Source organism: Prescottella equi (assembly GCF_020171745.1).
GTDB classification, from domain to species: domain Bacteria; phylum Actinomycetota; class Actinomycetes; order Mycobacteriales; family Mycobacteriaceae; genus Prescottella; species Prescottella equi_A.
Genome location: NZ_JAIVAH010000007.1, coordinates 111,656 through 133,854 on the forward strand (window position 1 = coordinate 111,656; position 22,199 = coordinate 133,854).

Below are 22,199 nucleotides of genomic sequence, written 5' to 3' on the forward strand. Positions count from 1 at the left end.
TCACACTCGCGTTCGCGCTACCAGGTACGGACGGCCCCCGTCCTCAACAGGCGCCCTGGTGCACGCCAGTGGGGTTCCTTCTCCAGCGTGCGTCCGGTGACGCTCCGCAACGTCCGGATCACCGACCCGTACACCTCGGACACCGAGCTGGAGAGGATGCCGCCGGGCGGTTCGTCCATGAACGGCATGAACTTGTCCGGGAACCCCGGCATCGTGCAGCCGATGCAGATACCACCGACGTTGGGGCAACCGCCGATACCGGCCATCCAACCCCGCTTGGGCACATTGCATTTCACGACCGGACCCCAGCACCCGAGTTTGACGATGCACTTGGGCGAGCCGTACTCGGTCGCGAAGTCGCCCTGCTCGTAGTAGCCGGCGCGGTCACAGCCCTGGTGCACCGTCTGACCGAACAGCCACTGCGGCCGGTGCTGCTCGTCGAGCGGAATCATCGGCGCCTGCTCGGTCACCTGGTACAGCAGGTAGGTGAGGGTCTCGGACAGGTTGTCCGGCTGGATCGGGCACCCGGGCACGCACACCACCGGCAGCCCTGCCTTGGACTTCCAGTCCCAGCCCAGATAGTCGGGCACGCCCATCGCGCCGGTGGGATTGCCCGCCATCGCGTGGATGCCGCCGTAGGACGAACACGTACCGGCGGTGACGATCGCGGTGGCCTTGGGCGCCAGCCGGTCGAGCCACTCGCTCGTCGTGACCGGCTGACCGGTGGCCGGGTTGTTACCGAACCCGCACCAGTAGCCCTCGTCGTGCAGCTTCTCGTTGGGGATCGACCCCTCGACAACCAGGACGAACGGTTCGAGTTCGCCGCGGTCGGCCTTCCAGAACCACTCGAGGAAGTCGTCGGCGCCGCCCTCCGGCCCGCACTCGAAGTCGATCAGCGGCCAGTGCACGGCGATCTTCGGCAGTCCGGGCAGTGCCCCGAAGACGATCTCCTCGACGCTGGGTTGACTCGCGGCGGTGAGTGCCACCGAGTCCCCGTCGCAACTGAGTCCCGCATTGATCCACAGGACGTGGATGACGCCCTCGTCGGTTTCGGCGTCCGGCGACTTGCCGGCTTTCTTCGCAGCTTTGGTCGGTGTCGACATGTCGGCCACTCCCCGGGGCTCACCGCCCCTGCGTCACCGGAGTCGACCCTCGGCCCACTTGCGTGACGCCCACCACAATTAAGGCGCGACAGCGGTCGGTCTGTCAACGCCGGATGATCATTCCTTGCGCCGCTCGGAAATCCACTCGTACCACCGCTCCAGCCCCTCGCCGCTGGTCGCGGACAGATTGATCACGCGCACATCGGGATTCACCGAGCGCGCATTCCGTTCGCACACGTCCGGATCGAAGTCGACATAAGGGAGCAGGTCGATCTTGTTGACGATCACCAGGTCTGCCACCGCGAAGATGTGCGGGTACTTGAGCGGCTTGTCGTCGCCCTCCGTCACAGATATAAGGACAACCTTGCCTTGCTCACCGAGGTCGAACAGTGCGGGGCACACGAGGTTTCCGACGTTCTCCACGAACACGAGCGAATCGTCTGCAGGGCCCAGGGCATCGAGCGCGCCGCGCATCATCTCTGCGTCGAGGTGACATCCCGAGCCCGTATTGACCTGAACCACAGCACATCCGGTCGCACCGATCCGGTCGGCGTCGAGCAGCGTCTCCTGGTCGCCCTCGATCACCGACACCGGGCCGGACGCCTGTAACTCCCGCACCGTGCGCTCGAGGAGCGTCGTCTTGCCCGATCCGGGCGAACTCATCAGGTTGAACGCCGCAATGCCCCGGGCGGTCAGCCACGCGCGGTTGTCCTCGGCGAACAGATCGTTCTTGGCCAGGATCTTCTGTTCGAGCGTGACGGTCTCGGTAGTGCCGGTCCCGGTCGAGGCGTGTTCGTGATCGTGGGGATGGGCGTGATCATGATCGTGATCGTGGCCGTGCGCATGCCCGTGGCCGTGGCCGTGCTCGTGTTCGTGCGGATGTGTGTGTTCACGGGGCGCCGTTCCCGCGGGCGCGCTGATCCGCGTCCCGGCCGGTTCGTCGAGTTTGCCGCATCCGCACGTCGCACACATGGTTCAACCCACTTCCATCGACATGATTCGTAGTTCGCGACCCGAGAGGACCTCGACGTCGGCGCTCCCGCAGGGACACAACAAGATCAAGTCCTGCAGGGGGAAGTCCGTGTCGCAGCCCCGGCAGTGTGCGAGGCCCGGCGGTTCCTCGATGTCGAGCCGGGCACCCTGCGCGACCGTGCCCTCGGTGACCAGTTCGAAGCAGAACTGCATCGCGTCGGGCACCACCGCGCACAGCCGGCCCACCTGCAGCCGGATGCTGTGCACGGTGCGACCGTCGGCACGCTCGCACACCGCGTCGACGACGCTCTGGGTGATCGCCATTTCGTGCATCGCTGGTCCGTTCGGACAAGGATCCGGTCCGTTCGGACCGAGGCTGTCGGATCACACGATAGGACGGGCCGCGGGCGCGAACCAGGGGTTTGCCGGAACTGTCGTCAGCTCGCGTCGTGCTCGTGGAAGTGGGTCGCGCCGATCGTGTGCAGGAGTTCGTGCACGGTGTCGTCGATCAGTCGGTACCGCACGGTCCGGCCGGACCGTTGCGCCGCCACCCAGCCCTGCTGCCGCAGCAGGCGCAGCGCGTGCGACACCGCGGTGCCCGTCATGCCGAGCGCGGCCGCGAGGTCGGTGACGCAGATGTCCGGCGCGTGGTGCAGGCACAGCAGCAGCCGCAGCCGGTTCGGGTCGGACAGCAACTCGAAGCGTCCCGCCCAGCCCGCGATGTCCGGCGTCACGAGCGCCTGCGCGGCGCGTCGGACATGGTCCGGGTCGATGGCGGGCATCTCGGTCACGGCCCCAGTGTAGGTCCGCGAGTCCGAATCGGGACCCAACTAACGTTGAGGCGTGGTCATGCAGCAGGCAGTCAATCCCGCCGACGGTGTCGGCATCGCGTACCGGGTGATCGGCGACGGCGCCCCGCTGGTCCTCGCGCACGGGACGGCGCTGTCGAGCGCGATCTGGCGGGCGTTCGGGTACGTCAAGGCGCTGCGCGACGAATTCCAGCTGATCCTGCCCGACATGCGCGGTCACGGCCGCAGCGACAAACCCCACGACGCGTCGTCGTATGCGATGGACCTCGTCGTCGGTGACATCCTCGCGGTGCTCGACGACCTCGGGCACGACCGGGCGCACTATCTCGGCTACTCGTTCGGCGGCCGGGTCGGACTGTCGCTCGCGGTCGCCGCGCCCGAGCGCCTGCGGACCCTCACCGTGGGCGGCGGCAGCGCCCGGCCTCAGGCCGGTTCGTTCGACAAGCTGTTCTTCCCGGGCTGCATCGACGTCCTGGACCACGAGGGCATGACGGCGTTCCTCGATCAATGGAACGCGTACCGCCCCTGGCCGCTCGATCCCGCGACGCGGGCGGCGTTCGACGCCAACGACACTCGTGCCCTGGTCGCTTACCTGCGCCGGTCCGAAGCGGAACCGGGTGTGCCCGATGCGGCGCTGCAAGCGCTGGACGTGCCGACGCTGCTGTTCGTCGGCTCCGAGGACCGGCCCCGGCTGTCCGACACCAAGCGGCTCGCGGAGTTGATCCCCGGATCCAGGCTCGCGGTGATCCCCGGTTTCGACCACGCCACCACCGTCGCGGCCTCGCCCGAGGTGCTCGCCGTGGTGAAACCGTTTCTCTCCGAGAACGACTGAGGGAGCCCTCCCGAATGACAGGAGAACTCCCTCGACGGTCGTGTCTCAGCGGCTGAACGCACCCTCGAGCCGGTTGCGCGAACCCGGGTGGATCAACCGCGCCGCGCTCACCAGTCCGTGCTCGGACCAGGTCCGGCGCCGGATCAGCAGGCACGGTTCGCCGCGATCGATCTGCAGCAGACGGCACTCCTCCGGGCTGGCGAGAACAGCCTCGACGACGTGCTCGCCGCGCACGAGGGGTGCGACGCGACTGAGGTAGTCGTTGGGCGTGATCTTGGTGAAGTCCTGATCGAGGTACTCGGGTGCCTCCGACGGATTCACCAGCCGATCCTCCACCTGGATCGGCTTGTCGTCCTCGTAGTGCACGAGAACCGAGTGGAACACCTTGGCGCCGACCGCATCCCGGAGGAATGCCTGCGAATGGTCGGTCTCCTCCTCGCGCACGAAGATCACCTCGGTGCGGTGCCGATGGCCCCGCTCCTGGATCTCGTCGGCGATGTTCTTGACCTCGAACAGCGGTGACGGGGTCTTGGTGCTCGCGACGAACGTGCCGATGCCCATCATCCGGACGATCAGGCCCTCGCCCGTCAGCTCGCGCAGCGCCCGGTTGATCGTCATCCGGGACAGCCCCAGCGCGCCCACGAACTGGTTCTCGGACGGCAGCTGATCACCCTCGGACCAACGGCCCGACCGGATCTGCTCCGCGACCAGCTTCTTGACGCGCTCGTACGCGGGGACGGACTCGCCGCCGGCCTCGTCGAACAGCGCGGCCAGTTCCGCGTCGACGTCAACCACTGCCATCCGCTGCCCCTGTTCCTCGAGAAGTCCCGCCGCTCCGTCGGTCGACTCGGCCCACGAAGTCTACCGACCAGCGAGTTGCCGGAACGGTGCTGGTCATCGGCTCGTCGACGCCAGAGCGGGTTCGCCGACGCCGATCCCGTACGTCCGGGCGCGGTCGAGGACCGCCTCGGCCGCGCGCAGACGCGGGAGGTAGCTGCCGTCGATGCTGTCGGTACGGCGGCCGAGGAGTTCCCGCGCGCGCCGCACCTCATCCGGGCTCGGCGCGAACCCGCTGTTGATCGTGCGGATGTGGTCCGGCTTCACGCACAGCATGCCACCCATCCCGGTCGCGACGGAGCGACGGCAGTAGGCGCGCAGGCCGTCCATGTCGGGCGCCAGCGACGGTCCGTCGATCGGCGCGGGAAGACCGGCCGATCGGCTCGCCAGCACGAGGTGTGCCCGCGCGCCCATGACCGTCGCCGAGTCGTCCGCCGCAGCCGTGTCGTGCCGGAAGTCGCCGCTGCCGAACGCCAAGCGGGTCAAGGAGTTCGCGCGCGCGATCGACACCGCCTCGAGCACCCCGGTCGCCGACTCGACCAGGGCGATCAGACCGCCGGCGAAGTCGCCCAGCGCGGACGCCGTCGCGTCGATCTGTTCCGCCGACTCGGTCTTCGCCAGGACCACCCCGAGCACCCCGGGGCACCGGCTCGCGAAGTCGAGGTCCACGTTCCAGTCCGCGGTGGTGGCGTCGTTCACCCGGAGCCACGCCCGCCCGCCGCGGGCCGCCCAGTCGTGGATTTCGTCGCGCGCACGGGCACGATCGCCGGGTGCGACCCCGTCCTCGAGATCGAGGATGACGGCGTCCGGGCCGTAGCCGCGGATGCGCTTGTCGAGGTCGTGCGTGCGGGTTCCGGGGACCAGCAGCCACGAGCGCGCGTCGCGGGGCGAGACCGCCCCGACGGACTCACTGGTGTTGCGGCAGTTCACGGTAGTGATGACTTTTCCTCTCGTGGGTGGAGAACAGAACAGGGCTGCGGATCAACCGACCATCCGTCGCAGCTGACGCGACGCGACGGACAGCGCGGCCAGGTCCCGCTGGCCGGACGCGGAGATCTCCGCGAGGGAGTTCCGGGCCCGGCGCAGCCGCGACTCGTTGCGTTCCTCCCAGTCCGCGATCATTCGCTCGGTGTCGTCGCCGGGCACCGCCTGCGCGAGAACCTCGAGGGTCAGGGCACGCACGCTGTCGTACAACTCGTCGCGCAGGGACAGCCGGGCGAGCGCGTCCCACCGGCTCTCCTTGCCGAGCGCGGATACACCGTTGAGCAGCGGGACGATCCCGACCCGCTCGCACAACCGGAAGTACAGCTCACCGGCGACGGCGATGTCGTACTCGGCCAGTTCCGCGATCTCGACCACATCGAGCAGGCCGAACCGGTCCAGGGCCAACTCGACGTCGCGGACCAGGTCCTCGGGGGCACCGCGGTCGGCGATCGCGCGCGTGCGGTCCCGGAGGTTCGTGCGGTCGGCGCCCACCAACCATTCCTCGAGATGGGCCGACGAGTCCTCGATGCGCTCCCGGAAGCGCGCGATCTCGGCGCCCACTGCGAGGGGCTGCGGCCGTCGGTGCAGCATCCAGCGGGACGCCCGGTCGAGCAGTCGGCGGGTGACGAGAACCAATTCGTCGGCGACCTCACTGGGAACGTCGGCGGCGGCGATCCGGGACCACAGATCGGACAGCCCGAACACCTCGCTGACGATGCCGAACGCCCGCACGGCGTCGTCCGCCGTCGCACCCACTTCCTCCGCGAGCCGGAAGACGTACGTGATGCCACCGCGATCGACGACACGGTTGGTGAGTGCGGTGGCGACGATCTCGCGGCGCAGCGGATGCCGGTCGATCGCGTCGGCATGCTCGCGGCGCAGCGGGCTCGGGAAGTATTCGCGCAGCGTCGGCAGGAACACGTCGTGGTCGACGAGCTCGCCGGCCAGCAGCGCACCCTTCAGCCCGAGCTTCACGTGCGCCATGAGCGTCGCCAGTTCCGGGGCCGACAAGCCCTCGCCGGCCCGCTGCAGCGCGGCGAGCGCCTTCGCATCGGGCAGCACCTCGAGCCTGCGGTCCAGCGCCCCGGCGGCCTCGAGTGCCTTGATCTGACGGGCCTGCACGCCCAGCATCTCGGACGCGTCCGACAGCGCGACACCCATCGCCTCGTTCTGGGAGACGTTGTCCGCCAACACCAGCGCCGCGACCTCGTCGGTCATCTCGGCCAGCAGACGCGGCCGTACCTCGGCGTCGAGGTTGCCGTCGCCGACCAGACCGTCGAGCAGGATCTTGATGTTGACCTCGTGGTCGGAGCAGTCCACGCCGGCCGAGTTGTCGAGGGCGTCGGTGCCCACTCGCCCACCGGTGCGGGCGAACTCGATCCGTCCGGCCTGCGTCAGGCCGAGGTTGCCGCCCTCGCCGACGACCCGGGCCCGCAGCTCGCATCCGTCGACGCGCACCACGTCGTTCGCCTTGTCGCCCGCGTCGGCGTGCGATTCGGTCGAGGCCTTGACATAGGTGCCGATGCCGCCGTTCCACAGCAGGTCGACCGGGGCGCGGAGAATCGCCCGGATCAGTTCGGGCGGCGTCAGTTCCGTGACGCCCGGGTCCAGACCGAGCGCCCGGCGGACGGAGTCATCGATCGGGACGGACTTCGCACCGCGCTCCCACACGCCGCCGCCCGGACCGATCAGCGACCGGTCGTAGTCGGCCCACGACGACCGCGGCAACGCGAACAGGCGCTCCCGCTCCGCGTACGACGTCTCGGGGTCGGGCTCGGGGTCGAGGAAGACGTGCCGGTGGTCGAATGCCGCGACGAGCCGAATGTGCCTGCTGCACAGCATGCCGTTGCCGAAGACGTCGCCACTCATGTCGCCGACGCCGACCGCGGTGAAGTCCTCCCGCTGGGAGTCGACACCCAGTTCCCGGAAGCGACGCTTGACGCTCTCCCACGCGCCCCGCGCGGTGATGCCCATCGCCTTGTGGTCGTAGCCCACCGAACCACCCGACGCGAACGCGTCGCCGAGCCAGAAGTCGTACTCGGCCGCAACCGCGTTCGCGATGTCCGAGAACGAGGCAGTGCCCTTGTCGGCGGCCACCACCAGATAAGTGTCGTCGGCGTCGTGGCGGACGACACCCGGAGCCGGCAGGACGGCCCCGGTGCCGCGATCGATGTTGTCGGTGAGGTCGAGCAGGCTGCGGATGAACATGCGGTAGCCGGCGACGCCCGCTTCCCGCTGGGCCGCGCGGTCGGCCTCGGCGTCGCCGGTCGGCACCGGCGGCCGGCGCAGCACGAAGCCGCCCTTGGCTCCCACCGGCACGATCACGGCGTTCTTGACCGCCTGCGCCTTGACCAGCCCCAGCACCTCGGTGCGGAAGTCCTCCCGGCGGTCGGACCACCGCAGACCGCCGCGGGCGACCGACCCGAACCGCATGTGCACGCCCGCGACGGCCGGCGAATACACGAAGATCTCGTGCCGGGGCCGCGGCTCCGGCAGCTCGGCGATGTTGCGCGCGTCCAGCTTCAGCGCCAGGGCCTCGCGCACCGGATCGGCGAAGTGGTTGGTGCGCACGGTGTTACGGATGGCATCGAGCAGGGCGCGGAAGATCCGGTCCTCGTCGAGCCCCGGCACCTGCGCGATCGACGCCGCCACCTCGGTGGCCACCGCCTGGCCACCGTCGTCCGACTCCGTGTCCGGATCGAATCGTGCCGTGAAGCACCGGACCAGTTCCGCGGCGATGGACGGGTAACGGCACAGCACGTCCGCGACATACGCACTGCTGTAGGGCAATCCACCCTGACGCAGATACTCGGCGTACGCGCGCAGCACCGCGACCTCGCGCCAGCGCAGGCCTGCCCGGGCCACCAGTTCGTTCAACCGGTCCGCCTCGGCGTCACCCCGCCACAGCGCCTCGACAGCAGTCCCGAACCGGACGGCGAACCCGTCGAATCCGTCGACCGGGGCCGACGGGTACCGGACGGTGAATTCGTATAGCCAGCAGGACATTCCCGCGGGAGACGTGAGTGCGTAGGGACGCTCGTCCAGGACCTCGACACCGAGGCTCTGGAGCAGCGGCATGAGGTCACCGAGCGAGGCCGGGCGGCCGCCGACGTACAGGGTCAGGCGGTGCGTCCCGCGGCCGGTCGCGTCGGCGGCGATCCGCACCCGGACCGCCCCGTCGGAGAGCCCGTCGAGGATGGACAGGTCGATCCGCGCCCGCTCCGGGGCGAAGTCCTGCTTGTAGCCGGCGGGCAGTTCCGCCACGAAGCGAGCGAGATGCTCCCGCGCTCCGGGATCCGCGTCGGCGAGCAGTCGCTCGTCCCAACGGCGGAAGATTCGCGCGAGAGCATCGTCGATCTCGCTGGGGTTGGGCATCGATTCGGTCGGGGTGGAGACGGTGTTCATCTGGGAACCTTCCGCCGGGTGCCACGCTGCACCCGACTGGTCGTCGTGTCCGTTCAACTGGTCGAACATCTCGGATGTCGGGGGCGGTTCCGAAGGGCGCCCCTTGACATCAGCTTGTATAGACAGGAATATACAAGTCATAGTTGCAGAACGTGAGCCAGCGCACAACAGCTACGCCCACACGGATTCGGACGACAACGGCGTCGGACCGAAACCACGAAACACCACCGCGCCCTCACCGCCCGATTCGCTAGGAGTTACCCGATGGACATCACCTCACCCGGCCACGAAGCCCGCCCGGTCAGCGCCCCGCGCGGCTCCGAGCTGAACACCCTCGGGTGGCAGCAGGAGGGCGCACTGCGCATGCTCATGAACAACCTCGATCCCGAGGTTGCCGAGCACCCCGACAACCTGGTCGTCTACGGCGGCACCGGCCGCGCCGCCCGCAGCTGGGCCGCGTTCGACGCCATGGTCGCGACCCTCAAGACGCTGAAGAACGACGAGACCATGCTGGTGCAGTCCGGCAAGCCGGTCGGCGTCTTCCGCACCAACGAGTGGGCGCCGCGCGTGCTGCTCGCCAACTCCAACCTCGTCGGCGACTGGGCCAACTGGGAGCAGTTCCGCAAGCTCGAGGCCGAGGGCCTGATGATGTACGGCCAGATGACGGCCGGTTCCTGGATCTACATCGGCACGCAGGGCATCCTGCAGGGCACCTACGAGACCTTCGGCGCGATCGCCCGCAAGCGTTTCGACGGCACCCTCGCCGGCACCATCACCCTGACCGCCGGCATGGGCGGCATGGGTGGCGCGCAGCCGCTGGCCGTCACCATGAACGACGGCGTCGCGATCTGCGTCGACTGCGACGTCACCCGCATCGACCGCCGCATCGCCCACAAGTACCTCGACACCAAGGCCGACAGCATCGAGCACGCGCTGCAGCTGGCCACCGAGGCCCGTGACGCCCGCAAGCCGCTGTCGATCGGCCTGGTCGGCAACGCCGCCGAGATCTTCCCGGCCTTGCTGGCCATGGACGCCCCGATCGACATCGTCACCGACCAGACGTCGGCGCACGACCCGCTGTCCTACCTGCCGATCGGCGTCGACATCGCCGACATGAAGGATCTGGCCGCGAAGGATCCGGAGAAGTTCACCGAGGATTCCCGCAAGGCGATGGCCGCGCACGTCGAGGCCATGGTCGGCTTCATGGACAAGGGCGCCGAGGTCTTCGACTACGGCAACTCCATCCGCGACGAGGCCCGCAAGGCCGGTTACGACCGCGCGTTCGAGTTCCCCGGCTTCGTCCCGGCCTACATCCGCCCGCTGTTCGAGGAGGGCCTCGGCCCGTTCCGCTGGGCTGCGCTGTCGGGCGACCCGAAGGACATCGCCGCGACCGACAAGGCGATCCTCGAGCTGTTCCCCGAGAACGAGCACCTCAAGCGCTGGATCGAGATGGCCGGCGAGAAGGTCGCCTTCGAGGGCCTGCCCGCCCGCATCTGCTGGCTCGGCTACGGCGAGCGCCACAAGGCCGGCCTGAAGTTCAACGAGATGGTCGCCAGCGGCGAGCTGTCCGCGCCGATCGCGATCGGCCGTGACCACCTCGACTCCGGCTCCGTCGCCTCGCCGTACCGCGAGACCGAGTCCATGAAGGACGGCTCGGACGCGATCGCCGACTGGCCGCTGCTCAACGCCCTCGTCAACACCGCGTCCGGCGCCTCCTGGGTGTCGATCCACCACGGTGGCGGCGTCGGCATGGGCCGCTCGATCCACGCCGGTCAGGTGTGCATCGCCGACGGCACCGAGCTGGCCGCGAAGAAGATCGAGGCCGTGCTCACCAACGATCCGGGCATGGGCGTCATCCGCCACGCCGACGCCGGTTACGAGCACGCCATCGACACCGCGCGTGAGCGCGGCGTGCGCATCCCGATGACGGAGAACAACTGACCGAGGGCAACTGACTCACACCTGAACAAGGGCTCACGACGACCAGCGTGAGCCCGAACCGGCGGCACTGACGTCGGCTCCGCGGCGAGCGGCAACGCGCAGGACGATCCCCCCTGCGCGTTGCCGCTCGTCGTCGTTTCCGGGGGCGCGGGAACGACGGACCGGAGGCCCCTGGACAAACGACAGGACCGGATGCGATAGTCGTCATATGCCACTAGGTGGCAATTGACTTCCACTAGATGAAATCTAGCGATTCCCCCTCTCGTTCCTCCAGGAGTTACCCGTGACCGCTCAGACGCTCGACGACACCCTCGACCTGACCGAATTCCGCAGCACCGTGCGCGCTTTCGCGAACGCGGAGATCCTTCCCGGCGCCGCCGAGCGCGACGAGTCCAAGGAATTCCCCGCGCGCCTGATGCGCCGCCTGGCCGAGCAGGACCTCATGGGCATCTCCGTTCCGGAGGAGTTCGGTGGCCTCGGCCTGTCGACCCGCGCCCAGCTCGTCGCCGTCGAGGAGGTCGCCCGCGCCGACGCCGCGCTGGCGTCGATCTACACCGCCCACTACCTGGGCCTCGAGCCGATCCTCGTGGGCGGCACCGAGGAGCAGAAGAAGCGCTGGCTGCCCGGACTGGCCTCGGGTGAGGTCCTCGCCGGCTTCGCCCTCACCGAGCCCGACGCGGGCTCGGACATCGCCTCCATGCGCACCGTGGCGCGCCGCGAGGACGACGGCTGGCACCTGTCCGGCTCCAAGACCTTCATCTCCAACGCCCGCGAGGCCGACCTCGTCGTGCTGTTCGCCAAGACCGACCCCTCGGCCGGCTTCCGCGGCATCACCGCGTTCGCGGTCCCGAAGGGCACGCCCGGCATCAGCTACTCGGAGCCGCAGGACAAGATGGGCATCCGCTCGGCGCCCACCTACACCGTCTACCTCGACGACGTGGTCCTCCCGCACGACGCCGTGATCGGCACCGAGGGCCGTGGCGGCAACATCGCGCTGACGGCGCTCAACCGCGCCCGCATCGACGTCGCCGCGATGGCCAACGGAATCGCTCTGCGCGCTTGGGAACTCGGCCGCGAGTACGCGTCCGAGCGCAAGCAGTTCGGGCACCCCATCTTCGAGTTCCAGGCCATCCAGCTGCTGCTCGGTGAGTGCGACGCCAAGCTGGTCGCCTCGCGCGTGACCGCCGACTGGGCCTCCGACGTCAAGGACGCCGGCCAGGACCTGCGCCGCGCCGCCTCGATCTCCAAGTTCGTGGCGACCGAGGCCTGCTTCTCGATCGTCGACCAGGTCGTCCAGATCCACGGCGGCGCCGGGTTCATGCGCGAGTCCGAGATCGAGCGTCTCTACCGCGACTGCCGGATCCTGCGCATCTTCGAGGGCACCTCGCAGATCCAGCTGCTGACCATCGCGGGCAACGCCCCGTCGATCCGGTCCACCGAGTACTGAGAACGACTGGGAGACAACATCATGACCGCGCTTCCCCCGCTCGACGGCGTCCGCGTCGTCGACCTGTCCCGCGTGCTCGCGGGCCCGTTCTGCACCGCGCTGCTCGCCGATGCCGGCGCCGACGTCGTCAAGATCGAGTCCAAGGCCGGTGAGGATTCCCGCCACCTCGGACCGTTCCGGGACGGCGAGAGCATCTACTTCAACGTCCTCAACCGCGGCAAGCGCTCGATCGCGCTCGATCTCAAGGACCCCGAGGACCGGGAGTCGTTGCTGCAGTTGATCGCCGACGCCGACGTCGTCGTCGAGAACTTCCGCCCCGGCGTCACCACCCGACTGGGGATCGACTACGAGGCAGCGAAGGCACGCAACCCGAAGATCGTCTACGCGTCGATCTCCGGCTTCGGCCAGAAGGGCCCGATGTCCGGGGCCGCCGCCTACGACCTCGTGGTCCAGGCGCTGTCCGGCGTCATGAGCATCACCGGCACCGAGGAGTCGGGTCCCACCCGTCTGGGTGAATCGTTCGGCGACACCATCACCGGCGTCTTCGCCGCGTGGGGCATCAGCACGGCACTGCTGGCCGCCCGCACCACCGGTCAGGGCCAGCACCTGGACGTCGCGATGTTCGACAGCATGCTCGCGATGCTGCCCACCGCGCACAGCCAGCTGCAGGCGTCCGGCGAGACCCCGAAGCGGGTCGGTAACCGGCACCCTGTGTCGACGCCGTTCGACACCTACAGTGCCGACGACGGCCTGTTCGTGCTCGCGATCGCGAGCGAGAAGGGCTTCCAGACGCTGGCCCGGACCATGGGGCGCGAGGAACTGATCACCGATCCCCGGTTCACCGAGGACGCCCTGCGCACCGAGAACGAACCCGCGCTGCGCAAGGAGATCGAGGCGTGGGCCGCCGGCCGCACGGTCGCCGAGGTCCTCGACCTGCTGGACGCGGCCGGACTGGCCGGCTCCGAGGTGTGGGACGTCCAGCAGGCGCTCGGGTCGGACCAGGCCCGGTACCGCGGCGTCGTGGAGACGTTCGAGCACCCCAAGGCGGGCACCGTGTCGTACGTCCGGCAGCCGGTCGTCTTCGGCGACAGTGCGCGTCCGGCGGTGCGGCGCAGCCCGCTCCTCGACGAGCACCACGACGAGGTCCTCGGCGGAACGCCCGCACGATAGATTCGTCGGACGGTCGGCCGAACGGTCGACGCCCTCGGCATGGGAGACACGCATGGCCCCCGGTGACGTGACGCGCAGCGCCAGTCGCACTTTCGAACTGCTCGGCGCGATCATCGAGCACGGTGGACTGACCCTCGCCGACGCCGCGAAGACGACCGACCTCGCGACCAGCACGGCGCTGCGGCTGATCCGCAGCCTCGAGCAGACCGAGTTCGTCCTCCGCGGTGAGGACAACGTCTATCGGGTCGGTCCGCGACTGCTGCAGATCGGCGCCAAGGCCATCGCGGACAACCAGCTGCTCCTGCGGGCGCAGCCGGCCATGACCGAGATCGCCGAGATCACCCGGGAGTCGACGTACCTGTCGGCTCCCGGGCCCCGGGGAACGGCGCTGTACATGGGGCAGATCGAGGGCACCCACGCCATCCGGCACATGGGTTGGGTGGGGCAGACGGTGCCGCTGCGGGGAACCGCCGTCGGCGCGGCCCTGCTCGGCGAGGTGGGCGCGGACGGCTACGCCATCGCCCACGACACCATCGAGGACCACTCCACCGGTGTGGCCGCACCGATCTACGACGCGATCGGCCGGATCGTCGGCGCGCTGAGCGTCGTCGGTCCCACGTTCCGACTCGACGACGACGTCTGCGCCCAGCACGGACGGGTGCTGGTCGAGCGCTGCGCACGGCTCTCGGCCGAACTGGGCCGCACGGTCCCGTCGTAGGCCCGGCCGGATGTCACATCGGTTCAGTTGGACTGAACGAATGTCACATTCGGCCACCCACGGCAGGTCGGGACTGAGAAGTTTGGTGCCGCGGTCTCGTATTCGAGACAATGACGCGGCACGCCGGCCGATCGGGCCGGGGTCGGAAGGGGACGTTCGATGTCGACGAGCCGGGTCAAGTCCGCGGAGCGGGTACTCGACGTGCTCGATCTGCTCGCTCGACGGGGTGTGCCGATGGCTGCGACGGAGATCTCGAGCGCCCTGGACCTGCCGAAGAGCACGACGCATCACCTGCTCAACGTGATGCGGGACCGGCGGTTCGTCGCGTACTGGCCCGATCAGCGGGCCTGGACGCTCGGCGTCTCCGCGTTCGAGGTGGGGGCGTCGTACATGCGGTCCGGGCCGCTGCACCGCGAGGGGCAGCGGCACATGGTCGCCCTCACGCAGGCCGCGGACGAGACGTCGCACCTGGCCGTGCTGCAGGGCACCGACGCGATCTACCTGGACAAGCGCGAGCCACTCAAGCCCGGTGTGCGGCTGGTGACGGAGGTCGGGACCCGGCTGCCCGCGCACCTGACGGCGGTCGGACGGTCGATCCTGGCGCGTCTCGATCCGGAACAGCTGAGCGCGCTGTATGCCGGGTACACGTGGCCCACCCGCACCGGCGAGGGGCCGACGTCGCTCGACGACCTGCGTGCCCTGCTGCAGACCGACCGCGAGCTGGGGTACTCGGTGGAGCGTGACTCGACCACCAACGGCGTCACGTGCATCGCCGGACCCGTCGTCACGCGCGACGGTCGTCCGGTCGCCGCACTGGGCGTCGCGTACCTGAGCGGCGCGCGCACGGATGCCGAGACCGCGAAGCTGGCCGAGCTGGTGACGGACGCGGCCGCGCACTTCTCGGACAGCCTGAGCGACCGGATGGTCGAAGAGTCCATGGAGTCCTGAGCCCGCTCCCCACCCGCCTTCGCGGAACGACCCCACCCTTCCATTGTCTCGTATACGAGACTATGGTCTCCTATACGAGACACAATCGCCACGGCCCCGCATCCGACGCGACCGTCGGGCCGTCCCTGCCTTCGGAGTCCTCCATGACCCTCACCGCCCAGTCCACCGACCTCGTCGACGTCGGACTCGGACCCGTCACCATCCAGGACGTCGTCGACGTCGCCCGCCGCGGCCACGGGGTGCGCCTCACCGACGACGCCCTCGCCGAGATCGCGCGTTCGCGCCGCCGCATCGAGGACCTCGCCGTCGACCCCCGCCCGGTGTACGGCGTCTCGACCGGTTTCGGCGCGCTCGCCACCCGGCACATCCCGCAGGAGCTGCGGACCCAGCTGCAGCGCAGCCTGATCCGCTCGCACGCGGCCGGCTCGGGCCCCGAGGTGGAGCGCGAGGTGGTGCGCGCGCTGATGCTGCTGCGCCTGTCCACGCTCGCGACCGGACGCACCGGCGTGCGCCCCGAGGTCGCGCAGGCCTACGCCGACCTGCTGACCGCCGGGATCACGCCGGTGGTCCACGAGTTCGGCAGCCTCGGCTGCTCCGGCGACCTCGCCCCGCTCGCGCACGTCGCGCTCGCGGTGACCGGCGAGGGCACGGTCCGCACCGCGGACGGACGACTGCTCGACGCCGCCGACGCGCTCGCCGAGCACGGCCTGAGCCCGGTCGTCCTCGCCGAGAAGGAGGGCCTGGCCCTCATCAACGGCACCGACGGCATGCTCGGCCAGCTCGCACTCGCCGTCACCGATCTCGACCATCTGCTCAAGCTGGCCGACATCGCGGCCGCGATGAGCGTCGAGGGCCTGCTCGGCACCGACCGGGTGTTCGCGGCGGACCTCCAGGCGCTCCGGCCGCACCCCGGTCAGGCCGCGGCCGCCACCAACATGGCTCGGCTGCTGGCCGATTCGCCGATCGTCGCGAGCCACGCCGGCCCCGAGGACACCCGCGTGCAGGACGCCTACTCGCTGCGCTGCGCACCGCAGGTGGCCGGTGGTGCGCGCGACACCGTCGAGCACGCCCGCACCGTCGCGCACCGCGAACTCGCCTCTGCGGTCGACAATCCCGTCGTCACCCTCGACGGCCGGGTGGAATCGAACGGCAACTTCCACGGCGCCCCCGTGGCCTACGTCCTCGACTTCCTCGCGATCGTCGCGGCCGACGTCGCGAGCATCAGCGAGCGCCGGACCGACCGGTTCCTCGACGTCGCCCGCAACCACGGTCTGCCGCCGTTCCTGGCCGACGATCCCGGCGTGGACAGCGGACTGATGATCGCGCAGTACACGCAGGCCGCGATCGTCTCCGAGCTCAAGCGCCTCGCGGCGCCGTCGAGCGTCGACTCCATCCCGTCGTCCGCGATGCAGGAGGACCACGTCTCGATGGGCTGGTCCGGCGCCCGCAAGCTGCGCCGCGCCGTGGACGGGCTCACCCGAGTCCTCGCCATCGAGATCCTCACCGCGGCACGAGGTATCGACCTGCGTGCCCCGCTGCAGCCCGCACCCGGCACCGGCGCCGTGGTCCGAGCCCTGCGCGAGAGCGTTCCCGGACCGGGCACCGACCGATTCCTCGCGCCGGAGATCGAGCGGGCCGTCGCACTCGCGGCGTCCGGCACACTGGTGGCGGCCGCCGAGCACGAGATCGGCGCCCTGCAGTGACCCGCACTGTCAGTCTTCCCCGTGCCCGGCCCGAGATCGACGCGCTGCCCGCGTATTCGAAGGCCTCGGGCGCGGCGACGGTTCGCTGGCGCGCGTCGAGCAACGAATCCACCATCGCGCCGTCCCCGGCCGTCGTCGAGGCGATCGCCCGTGCCGGTGCACACGGCCACCTCTACCCGACGCTGTTCGCCGACGATCTGGTCGCGGCGCTCGCCGAGCGGCTGTCAGTCCCGGCCGACGCGGTGCTGACGGGCGCCGGGTCGCTGGCGCTGCTGCAGCAGGTCCTCACTGCCTACACCGGACCGGGCACCGAGGTGGTGCACGCGTGGCGCAGCTACGAGGCGTACCCGATCCTCATCGGGATCGCCGGTGCCACAGCCGTTCCGGTGCCGCTGGACGCGGCGCACCGGCACGACGTCGATGCGATGATCGCGGCGGTGACGCCCGACACCCGCGCGGTGCTGGTGTGCAACCCGAACAACCCGACGGGCACCGAACTCACCGAGACCGAGTTGCGGCGACTGCTCGACCACGTGCCCTCGGACGTCCTGGTGATCCTCGACGAGGCGTACCGCGAGTTCGCCGAGGAGCAGGTCGACGGCGTGGAACTGCTGCGCGAGTACCCGAACGTGGTGGTGCTGCGGACCTTCTCGAAGGCGTACGGGCTGGCGGGCCTGCGCGTGGGCTACGCGATCGCCGATTCCGCCGTCGCCGCTCCCCTGCACGCCGCCGCCCCGCCGTTCGGCCTGAGTTCAGTCGCCGAGGCCGCGGCGTGCGCCGCGCTCACCGACCCCGGGCACACCGACCGGATCGTCGAATCGGTCCGGGCCGGACGCCGGCACCTGCGCACGGGACTCGCCGACCGAGGCATCGAAACCCCCGCCAGCGGAGGAAACTTCGTCTGGATCCCGGTGGGCGACCAGGCCGCTTCCCTCGACGCCGCCTGCGTCGCGCACGGGGTGTCCGTGCGAGCGTTCTCCGGCGAGGGCGTGCGAGTGACCGTCGGCGACCGCGACGCCGAGGATGCCGTGCTCGCCGCCGTCGACGCCTTCACCGCAGACCGACAGAACTGATACGAGGAACCCGATGTCTCTCACCGCCCTCTCCGACGCCCTCGGCTCGAGCCGACTCGTCACAGACCCGGACGTCATGGATGCCTACACCCGGGACGAGGCGCACCTCGCGATCCCCGGTCGCCCGCTCGCGGTGCTGCTCGCGGACTCGACCGAGGACGTCGCCGCCGCCATGAAATGGGCCACCGCTCATCGTGTTCCGGTGGTTCCCCGCGGCGCCGGCTCGGGCCTGGCCGGCGGCGCCACCGCGATCGACGGCTGCCTGATGGTGTCCACCGCGGCCATGCGGGACATCGTCGAGCTGAACGCCGCGGACCAGCTGGCGGTGGTCCAGGCCGGTGTGGTGAACGCCGACCTCGACCGGGCGGCCGCCGAGCACGGCCTGATGTACGCCCCGGATCCGAGCAGCTTCCAGATCTCCACGATCGGCGGCAACATCGCCACCAACGCGGGCGGGCTGCGCTGCGTCAAGTACGGCGTCACCCGGGACTCGGTGCTGGGTCTCGAGGTGGTGCTGGCCGACGGCCGGATCCTGAGGACCGGGCATCGCACCGTCAAGGGCGTCGCGGGCTACGACCTCACCGGGCTGCTCGTCGGCTCGGAGGGCACCCTGGGGATCGTGACGAGCGCGACCGTGCGCCTGCGCCCGCGGCCACGCCGCGAGCCCGCGACGATCGTCGGCAGTTTCCCGTCCTTGCGGGCGGCCGCGGACGCCGTCGCCGCGGTGGTGCGCGCCGGGATCGGACCGAGCCTGCTCGAACTGATCGACCGGGCCACCCTCGTCGCAATCGACGAGTGGAAGCGCATCGGCCTGGAGTCCGGGACCGAGGCGATGCTCATCGCGCAGGCCGACGGCCCGGACGCCGACGAGGCCGCCGCTGCGATCGAACGCCACTTCACCGACGCGGGCGCGGACTTCGTCGCGGTCTCCCAGGACCCGGCCGAGTCGGCCCAGTTGCTCGAGATCCGCCGGCTCGCGTACCCGGCGGCCGAACGCCTCGGCCAGTGCCTGGTCGAGGACGTCGGGGTACCGCGCTCACGGCTGCCGGAGATGGTCGAGTCGATCGAGGAGATCTCGCGGCGACACGACGTCACGGTGATGACCGTCGCGCACGCCGGCGACGGCAACGTGCACCCGACGTTCGTGTTCGATCGCCTCGCCGACGGGTCGGTCCCGGATGCCGTGTGGACGGCCGCCGACGAGGTGTTTCGACGCGCCCTCGAGCTCGGTGGCACGCTTACAGGTGAGCACGGCGTCGGGGTGTTGAAGCGACGCTGGATGGCGCTCGAAGTGGGAGAGACAGGATTGGACATTCATCGCGCGGTGAAGGCCGCGTTCGATCCGCTCGGTCTGATGAATCCCGGAAAGGGCTTCTGACCGGCGACCAGGACAAACAATCCGGATACAAAGCCAGATGTTGACAGGCCTGTATATACAGGCCTATACATTTCCCATCGGCATGGCGTGATCCAACGCACAAGCATCGAAGAAGGTGGGCATCACCCCCGGAAGTCGACCCCGCCGCACGGTGCGGTCACCGCAGAAAGAGCAGGACCTATGACACACGACGGCAGCACTTCCGAGGTGCTCCTCGCCCCGGAGCGACGCACCATCGACGTCGTTCCCGACGACGAACGCCACGGCACGCCCCGCAGCCAGTTCACGCTGTGGTTCGGCGCGAACATGCAGATCACCGCCGTCGTCGACGGCGCCCTCGCCGTCGTCTTCGGCGCCGACGCACTGTGGGCCATCATCGGCCTGCTGATCGGCAACGTCTTCGGCGGCGCCGTGATGGCACTCCACTCGGCCCAGGGCCCCCGCATGGGCCTGCCGCAGATGATCTCGAGCCGCGCCCAGTTCGGCGTCAAGGGCGCGGTGATCCCGCTCGTGCTCGTGATCCTGATGTACCTCGGCTTCGCCGCCACCGGCACGGTTCTGGCCGGCCAGGCCGTGAACAAGGTGCTCGGCCTCGACAGCGCCTGGATCGGCATCGTGATCTTCGGATTGCTCACCGCGTTCGTCGCCGTCACCGGCTACAAGCTGATCCACATCGTCGGCAAGATCGCGACCGTCGTCGGCATCATCGGATTCACCTACCTGGCGATCCGCCTGTTCCTCGAGTACGACGTCCTCGACTACGTCGGCATCGTCGACTTCGACTTCGTGACGTTCCTGCTCGCGATCTCCCTCGGCGCCGGCTGGCAGCTGACCTTCGGCCCGTACGTCGCCGACTACTCCCGCTACCTGCCCCGCGAGACCAGCGAGCGCACCACGTTCTGGTCGACCTTCCTCGGCAGCGTCGTCGGATCGCAGTGGTCGATGACCTTCGGCGCCCTCGTCGCGGCCGTCGCGGGTGACGCCTTCCTCGGCAACCAAGTCGGCTTCATGGGCGACCTCGCCGGTCCCGCGATCATCGCGTTCCTGATCTACCTGGTGATCGTGACCGGCAAGCTGACCGTCAACGTGCTCAACGCATACGGCGGCTTCATGTCGATCCTCACCACGGTGACCGCGTTCGACGGCCGTTCGCAGATCTCGACCAAGGCCCGCTCGTTCTACATCCTCGGCTTCACCGTCATCTCGATGTTCATCGCGATCGCCGCGAGCGCCGACTTCCTGGACAACTTCAAGAACTTCGTCCTGGTGCTGCTGATGGTGTTCACGCCGTGGAGCGCGATCAACCTGATCGACTACTACCTGATCTCGAAGGAACGCATCGACATCCCGGCGCTGTACGACCCCAAGGGTCGCTACGGAGCGTGGAACGTGCCGGCCCTGGTCGTCTACGTCGTCGGCGTCCTCGCCCAGATCCCGTTCCTCGCGCAGAAGATGTACACCGGCCCGATCACCGACATGCTCGGCGGCGCGGACATCTCCTGGATCGTCGGCATCGTGCTCACCGGCGCGATCTACTACCCGGTCGCCAAGCGGACCAACAACCCGCCGGCCGAGATGATCTACCCCGCCCACACCTCGATGGTCGACAGCCGGGTCTGACCCCGGCCACCTCTCCCCTCACCGAACAGTCACCTAGGAGCCTCACGTGACCACGACCGGTCCCCGGACCACCGCACTGACGAACATCGGCACCCTCGTCACCAACGACCCCTCGCTGGGCGACGGGGCGCTGGGTGTCCGGCACGACGCTGCGGTCGTCTTCGAGGACGGCGTGGTCGCGTGGGTCGGTGACTCCGCGGATGCTCCCGCCGCCGACGCGGGGCACGATCTCGGCGGCCGGGCCGTGCTGCCCGGCTTCGTCGAGAGCCACTCGCACCTGGTGTTCGCCGGTGAGCGGGCCGAGGAGTTCGCCGCCCGCATGTCGGGCGAGAAGTACGCCGCGGGCGGCATCCGCACCACCATCGAGGCGACGCGCGCCGCGAGCGACGACCAGCTCGCCGCGAACGTGCGACGCCTGCTCGACGAGTCGCTGCGCTCGGGCAGCACCACCGTCGAGATCAAGAGCGGCTACGGCCAGAGCGTCCGGGACGAGCTGCGCAGCGTGCAGGTCGCGGGCCGGTTCACCGACGAGGTCACGCTTCTGGCCGCGCACGTCCCGCCGCCCGAGTACGCGGGCCGCGGCGACGAGTACGTCACGATGGCCGTCGACGAGATGATCCCGGCGTGCGCCCCGTACGCGAAGTGGATCGACGTGTTCTGCGAGCGCGGCGCGTTCACCCTCGAGCAGTCCCGCGCCGTCCTCGCCGCCGGCGTCGCGCACGGCCTGATCCCCCGCGTGCACGGCAACCAGCTCGGCGAGGGCCCGGGCGTGCAGTTGGCCGTCGAGATGGGTGCGGCGTCGGTCGACCACGTCACGTACGTGACGGACGCCGACATCGACGCGCTGGCGAACAGCTCGACGGTGGCGACCCTGCTTCCGGGCGCCGACTTCTCCACCCGCAACCAGTACCCCGGTGCCCGCGCGCTGATCGACGCCGGTGTCACGGTCGCGCTCGGCGCGGACTGCAACCCCGGCACCTGCTACACCACCAGCCTGCCGTTCTGCATCGCGATCGCGGTCCGGGACATGCACATGACCCCGGCCGAGGCCGTGTGGGCGGCCACCGCGGGCGGCGCGAAGGCGCTGCGCCGCGACGACGTCGGCAGCCTGCGGATCGGCGCCCGCGCCGACGCCATCGCGCTCGACGCCCCGTCGTACCTGCACCTCGCCTACCGTCCGGGTGTGCCGCTGATCCGTGAGGTCTTCAAGGACGGCGTCCTCGCGACGGCCACGAACTGATCGAGGGAACAGGCAGCTG

18 protein-coding genes are annotated in these 22,199 nt (G+C 69.7%); 11 read left to right on the forward strand and 7 right to left on the reverse strand.

Annotation, left to right across the window (positions count from 1 at the left end):
- Positions 1-17: 17 nt before the first annotated feature.
- The 4 genes from LCL87_RS05660 to LCL87_RS05675 all read right to left on the reverse strand — a co-directional run bounded on the left by LCL87_RS05660 (position 18) and on the right by LCL87_RS05675 (position 2,857).
- Positions 18-1,103, reverse strand: coding sequence for an NADH-quinone oxidoreductase subunit B family protein (locus LCL87_RS05660; protein WP_225017531.1), 1,086 nt, complete (start codon positions 1,101-1,103; stop codon positions 18-20).
- Positions 1,104-1,220: 117 nt separating this feature from the next.
- A complete protein-coding gene (gene hypB, locus LCL87_RS05665) occupies positions 1,221-2,075 on the reverse strand; it encodes a hydrogenase nickel incorporation protein HypB (protein WP_225017532.1) in 855 nt (284 codons plus the stop codon).
- Positions 2,076-2,078: 3 nt separating this feature from the next.
- Complete coding sequence (locus LCL87_RS05670; protein WP_225017533.1) at positions 2,079-2,408, reverse strand: hydrogenase maturation nickel metallochaperone HypA; 330 nt, start codon at positions 2,406-2,408, stop codon at positions 2,079-2,081.
- A 104-nt stretch (positions 2,409-2,512) separates the two neighbouring features.
- Positions 2,513-2,857 carry an ArsR/SmtB family transcription factor gene (locus tag LCL87_RS05675; RefSeq protein WP_225017891.1) on the reverse strand — a complete coding sequence of 115 codons (345 nt, stop codon included), beginning with the start codon at positions 2,855-2,857 and terminating at the stop codon, positions 2,513-2,515.
- Between the two features lie 67 nt (positions 2,858-2,924).
- Here LCL87_RS05675 and LCL87_RS05680 point away from each other — a divergent pair, with 67 nt between their 5' ends.
- A complete protein-coding gene (locus LCL87_RS05680) occupies positions 2,925-3,716 on the forward strand; it encodes an alpha/beta fold hydrolase (protein WP_225017893.1) in 792 nt (263 codons plus the stop codon).
- A 45-nt stretch (positions 3,717-3,761) separates the two neighbouring features.
- On the opposite strand, the gene hutC is transcribed toward LCL87_RS05680, so the two are convergent.
- The 3 genes from hutC to LCL87_RS05695 form a co-directional block, all read right to left on the reverse strand.
- Complete coding sequence (gene hutC / locus LCL87_RS05685; RefSeq protein ID WP_225017535.1) at positions 3,762-4,517, reverse strand: histidine utilization transcriptional repressor HutC; 756 nt, start codon at positions 4,515-4,517, stop codon at positions 3,762-3,764.
- 93 nt (positions 4,518-4,610) lie between these two features.
- Positions 4,611-5,483 carry an HpcH/HpaI aldolase/citrate lyase family protein gene (locus tag LCL87_RS05690; RefSeq protein ID WP_225017537.1) on the reverse strand — a complete coding sequence of 291 codons (873 nt, stop codon included), beginning with the start codon at positions 5,481-5,483 and terminating at the stop codon, positions 4,611-4,613.
- A 51-nt stretch (positions 5,484-5,534) separates the two neighbouring features.
- On the reverse strand, positions 5,535-8,942 hold the full coding sequence (locus LCL87_RS05695) for an NAD-glutamate dehydrogenase domain-containing protein (RefSeq protein ID WP_225017539.1): 3,408 nt from the start codon (positions 8,940-8,942) through the stop codon (positions 5,535-5,537).
- A 264-nt stretch (positions 8,943-9,206) separates the two neighbouring features.
- On the opposite strand from LCL87_RS05695, the gene hutU reads away from it, so the two are divergent.
- The 10 genes from hutU to hutI all read left to right on the forward strand — a co-directional run bounded on the left by hutU (position 9,207) and on the right by hutI (position 22,180).
- Positions 9,207-10,883 (forward strand): urocanate hydratase, encoded by a 1,677-nt coding sequence (hutU, locus tag LCL87_RS05700; RefSeq protein WP_225017541.1) that lies wholly within the window; start codon positions 9,207-9,209, stop codon positions 10,881-10,883.
- A gap of 283 nt (positions 10,884-11,166) precedes the next feature.
- Positions 11,167-12,330 (forward strand): acyl-CoA dehydrogenase family protein, encoded by a 1,164-nt coding sequence (locus tag LCL87_RS05705; RefSeq protein WP_225017543.1) that lies wholly within the window; start codon positions 11,167-11,169, stop codon positions 12,328-12,330.
- Between the two features lie 21 nt (positions 12,331-12,351).
- The gene (locus LCL87_RS05710) at positions 12,352-13,500 is read left to right on the forward strand and encodes a CoA transferase (RefSeq protein ID WP_225017545.1); all 1,149 of its coding nucleotides are present in this window, start codon (positions 12,352-12,354) and stop codon (positions 13,498-13,500) included.
- Between the two features lie 52 nt (positions 13,501-13,552).
- Entirely contained in the window at positions 13,553-14,218 is a 666-nt protein-coding gene (locus LCL87_RS05715) for an IclR family transcriptional regulator domain-containing protein (RefSeq protein ID WP_225017547.1), read from the forward strand.
- Between the two features lie 159 nt (positions 14,219-14,377).
- A complete protein-coding gene (locus LCL87_RS05720; protein ID WP_225017549.1) occupies positions 14,378-15,166 on the forward strand; it encodes an IclR family transcriptional regulator in 789 nt (262 codons plus the stop codon).
- 143 nt (positions 15,167-15,309) lie between these two features.
- Positions 15,310-16,869, forward strand: a complete 1,560-nt coding sequence (gene hutH / locus LCL87_RS05725) for a histidine ammonia-lyase (RefSeq protein ID WP_225017551.1) — start codon at positions 15,310-15,312, stop codon at positions 16,867-16,869.
- Positions 16,866-17,942, forward strand: coding sequence for a histidinol-phosphate transaminase (locus LCL87_RS05730; protein WP_225017553.1), 1,077 nt, complete (start codon positions 16,866-16,868; stop codon positions 17,940-17,942). The genes hutH and LCL87_RS05730 overlap by 4 nt, the downstream gene beginning before the upstream one ends.
- A 13-nt stretch (positions 17,943-17,955) precedes the next feature.
- Positions 17,956-19,320: an FAD-linked oxidase C-terminal domain-containing protein gene (locus tag LCL87_RS05735; RefSeq protein ID WP_225017554.1), complete on the forward strand. Its 1,365-nt coding sequence runs from the start codon at positions 17,956-17,958 to the stop codon at positions 19,318-19,320.
- A 180-nt stretch (positions 19,321-19,500) separates the two neighbouring features.
- The gene (locus LCL87_RS05740; protein ID WP_225017555.1) at positions 19,501-20,940 is read left to right on the forward strand and encodes a cytosine permease; all 1,440 of its coding nucleotides are present in this window, start codon (positions 19,501-19,503) and stop codon (positions 20,938-20,940) included.
- A gap of 46 nt (positions 20,941-20,986) precedes the next feature.
- Positions 20,987-22,180: an imidazolonepropionase gene (hutI, locus tag LCL87_RS05745; protein ID WP_225017556.1), complete on the forward strand. Its 1,194-nt coding sequence runs from the start codon at positions 20,987-20,989 to the stop codon at positions 22,178-22,180.
- The last annotated feature ends 19 nt before the right edge of the window (positions 22,181-22,199 follow it).

Coding starts and splice junctions, on each gene's coding strand:
- LCL87_RS05660 (WP_225017531.1), bottom strand. CDS start 1,103: ATGTCGACACCGACCAAAGCTGCGAAGAAAGCCGGCAAGTCGCCGGAC.
- hypB (WP_225017532.1), bottom strand. CDS start 2,075: ATGTGTGCGACGTGCGGATGCGGCAAACTCGACGAACCGGCCGGGACG.
- LCL87_RS05670 (WP_225017533.1), bottom strand. CDS start 2,408: ATGCACGAAATGGCGATCACCCAGAGCGTCGTCGACGCGGTGTGCGAG.
- LCL87_RS05675 (WP_225017891.1), bottom strand. CDS start 2,857: ATGCCCGCCATCGACCCGGACCATGTCCGACGCGCCGCGCAGGCGCTC.
- LCL87_RS05680 (WP_225017893.1), top strand. CDS start 2,925: ATGCAGCAGGCAGTCAATCCCGCCGACGGTGTCGGCATCGCGTACCGG.
- hutC (WP_225017535.1), bottom strand. CDS start 4,517: ATGGCAGTGGTTGACGTCGACGCGGAACTGGCCGCGCTGTTCGACGAG.
- LCL87_RS05695 (WP_225017539.1), bottom strand. CDS start 8,942: ATGAACACCGTCTCCACCCCGACCGAATCGATGCCCAACCCCAGCGAG.
- hutU (WP_225017541.1), top strand. CDS start 9,207: ATGGACATCACCTCACCCGGCCACGAAGCCCGCCCGGTCAGCGCCCCG.
- LCL87_RS05710 (WP_225017545.1), top strand. CDS start 12,352: ATGACCGCGCTTCCCCCGCTCGACGGCGTCCGCGTCGTCGACCTGTCC.
- LCL87_RS05715 (WP_225017547.1), top strand. CDS start 13,553: ATGGCCCCCGGTGACGTGACGCGCAGCGCCAGTCGCACTTTCGAACTG.
- LCL87_RS05720 (WP_225017549.1), top strand. CDS start 14,378: ATGTCGACGAGCCGGGTCAAGTCCGCGGAGCGGGTACTCGACGTGCTC.
- hutH (WP_225017551.1), top strand. CDS start 15,310: ATGACCCTCACCGCCCAGTCCACCGACCTCGTCGACGTCGGACTCGGA.
- LCL87_RS05735 (WP_225017554.1), top strand. CDS start 17,956: ATGTCTCTCACCGCCCTCTCCGACGCCCTCGGCTCGAGCCGACTCGTC.
- LCL87_RS05740 (WP_225017555.1), top strand. CDS start 19,501: ATGACACACGACGGCAGCACTTCCGAGGTGCTCCTCGCCCCGGAGCGA.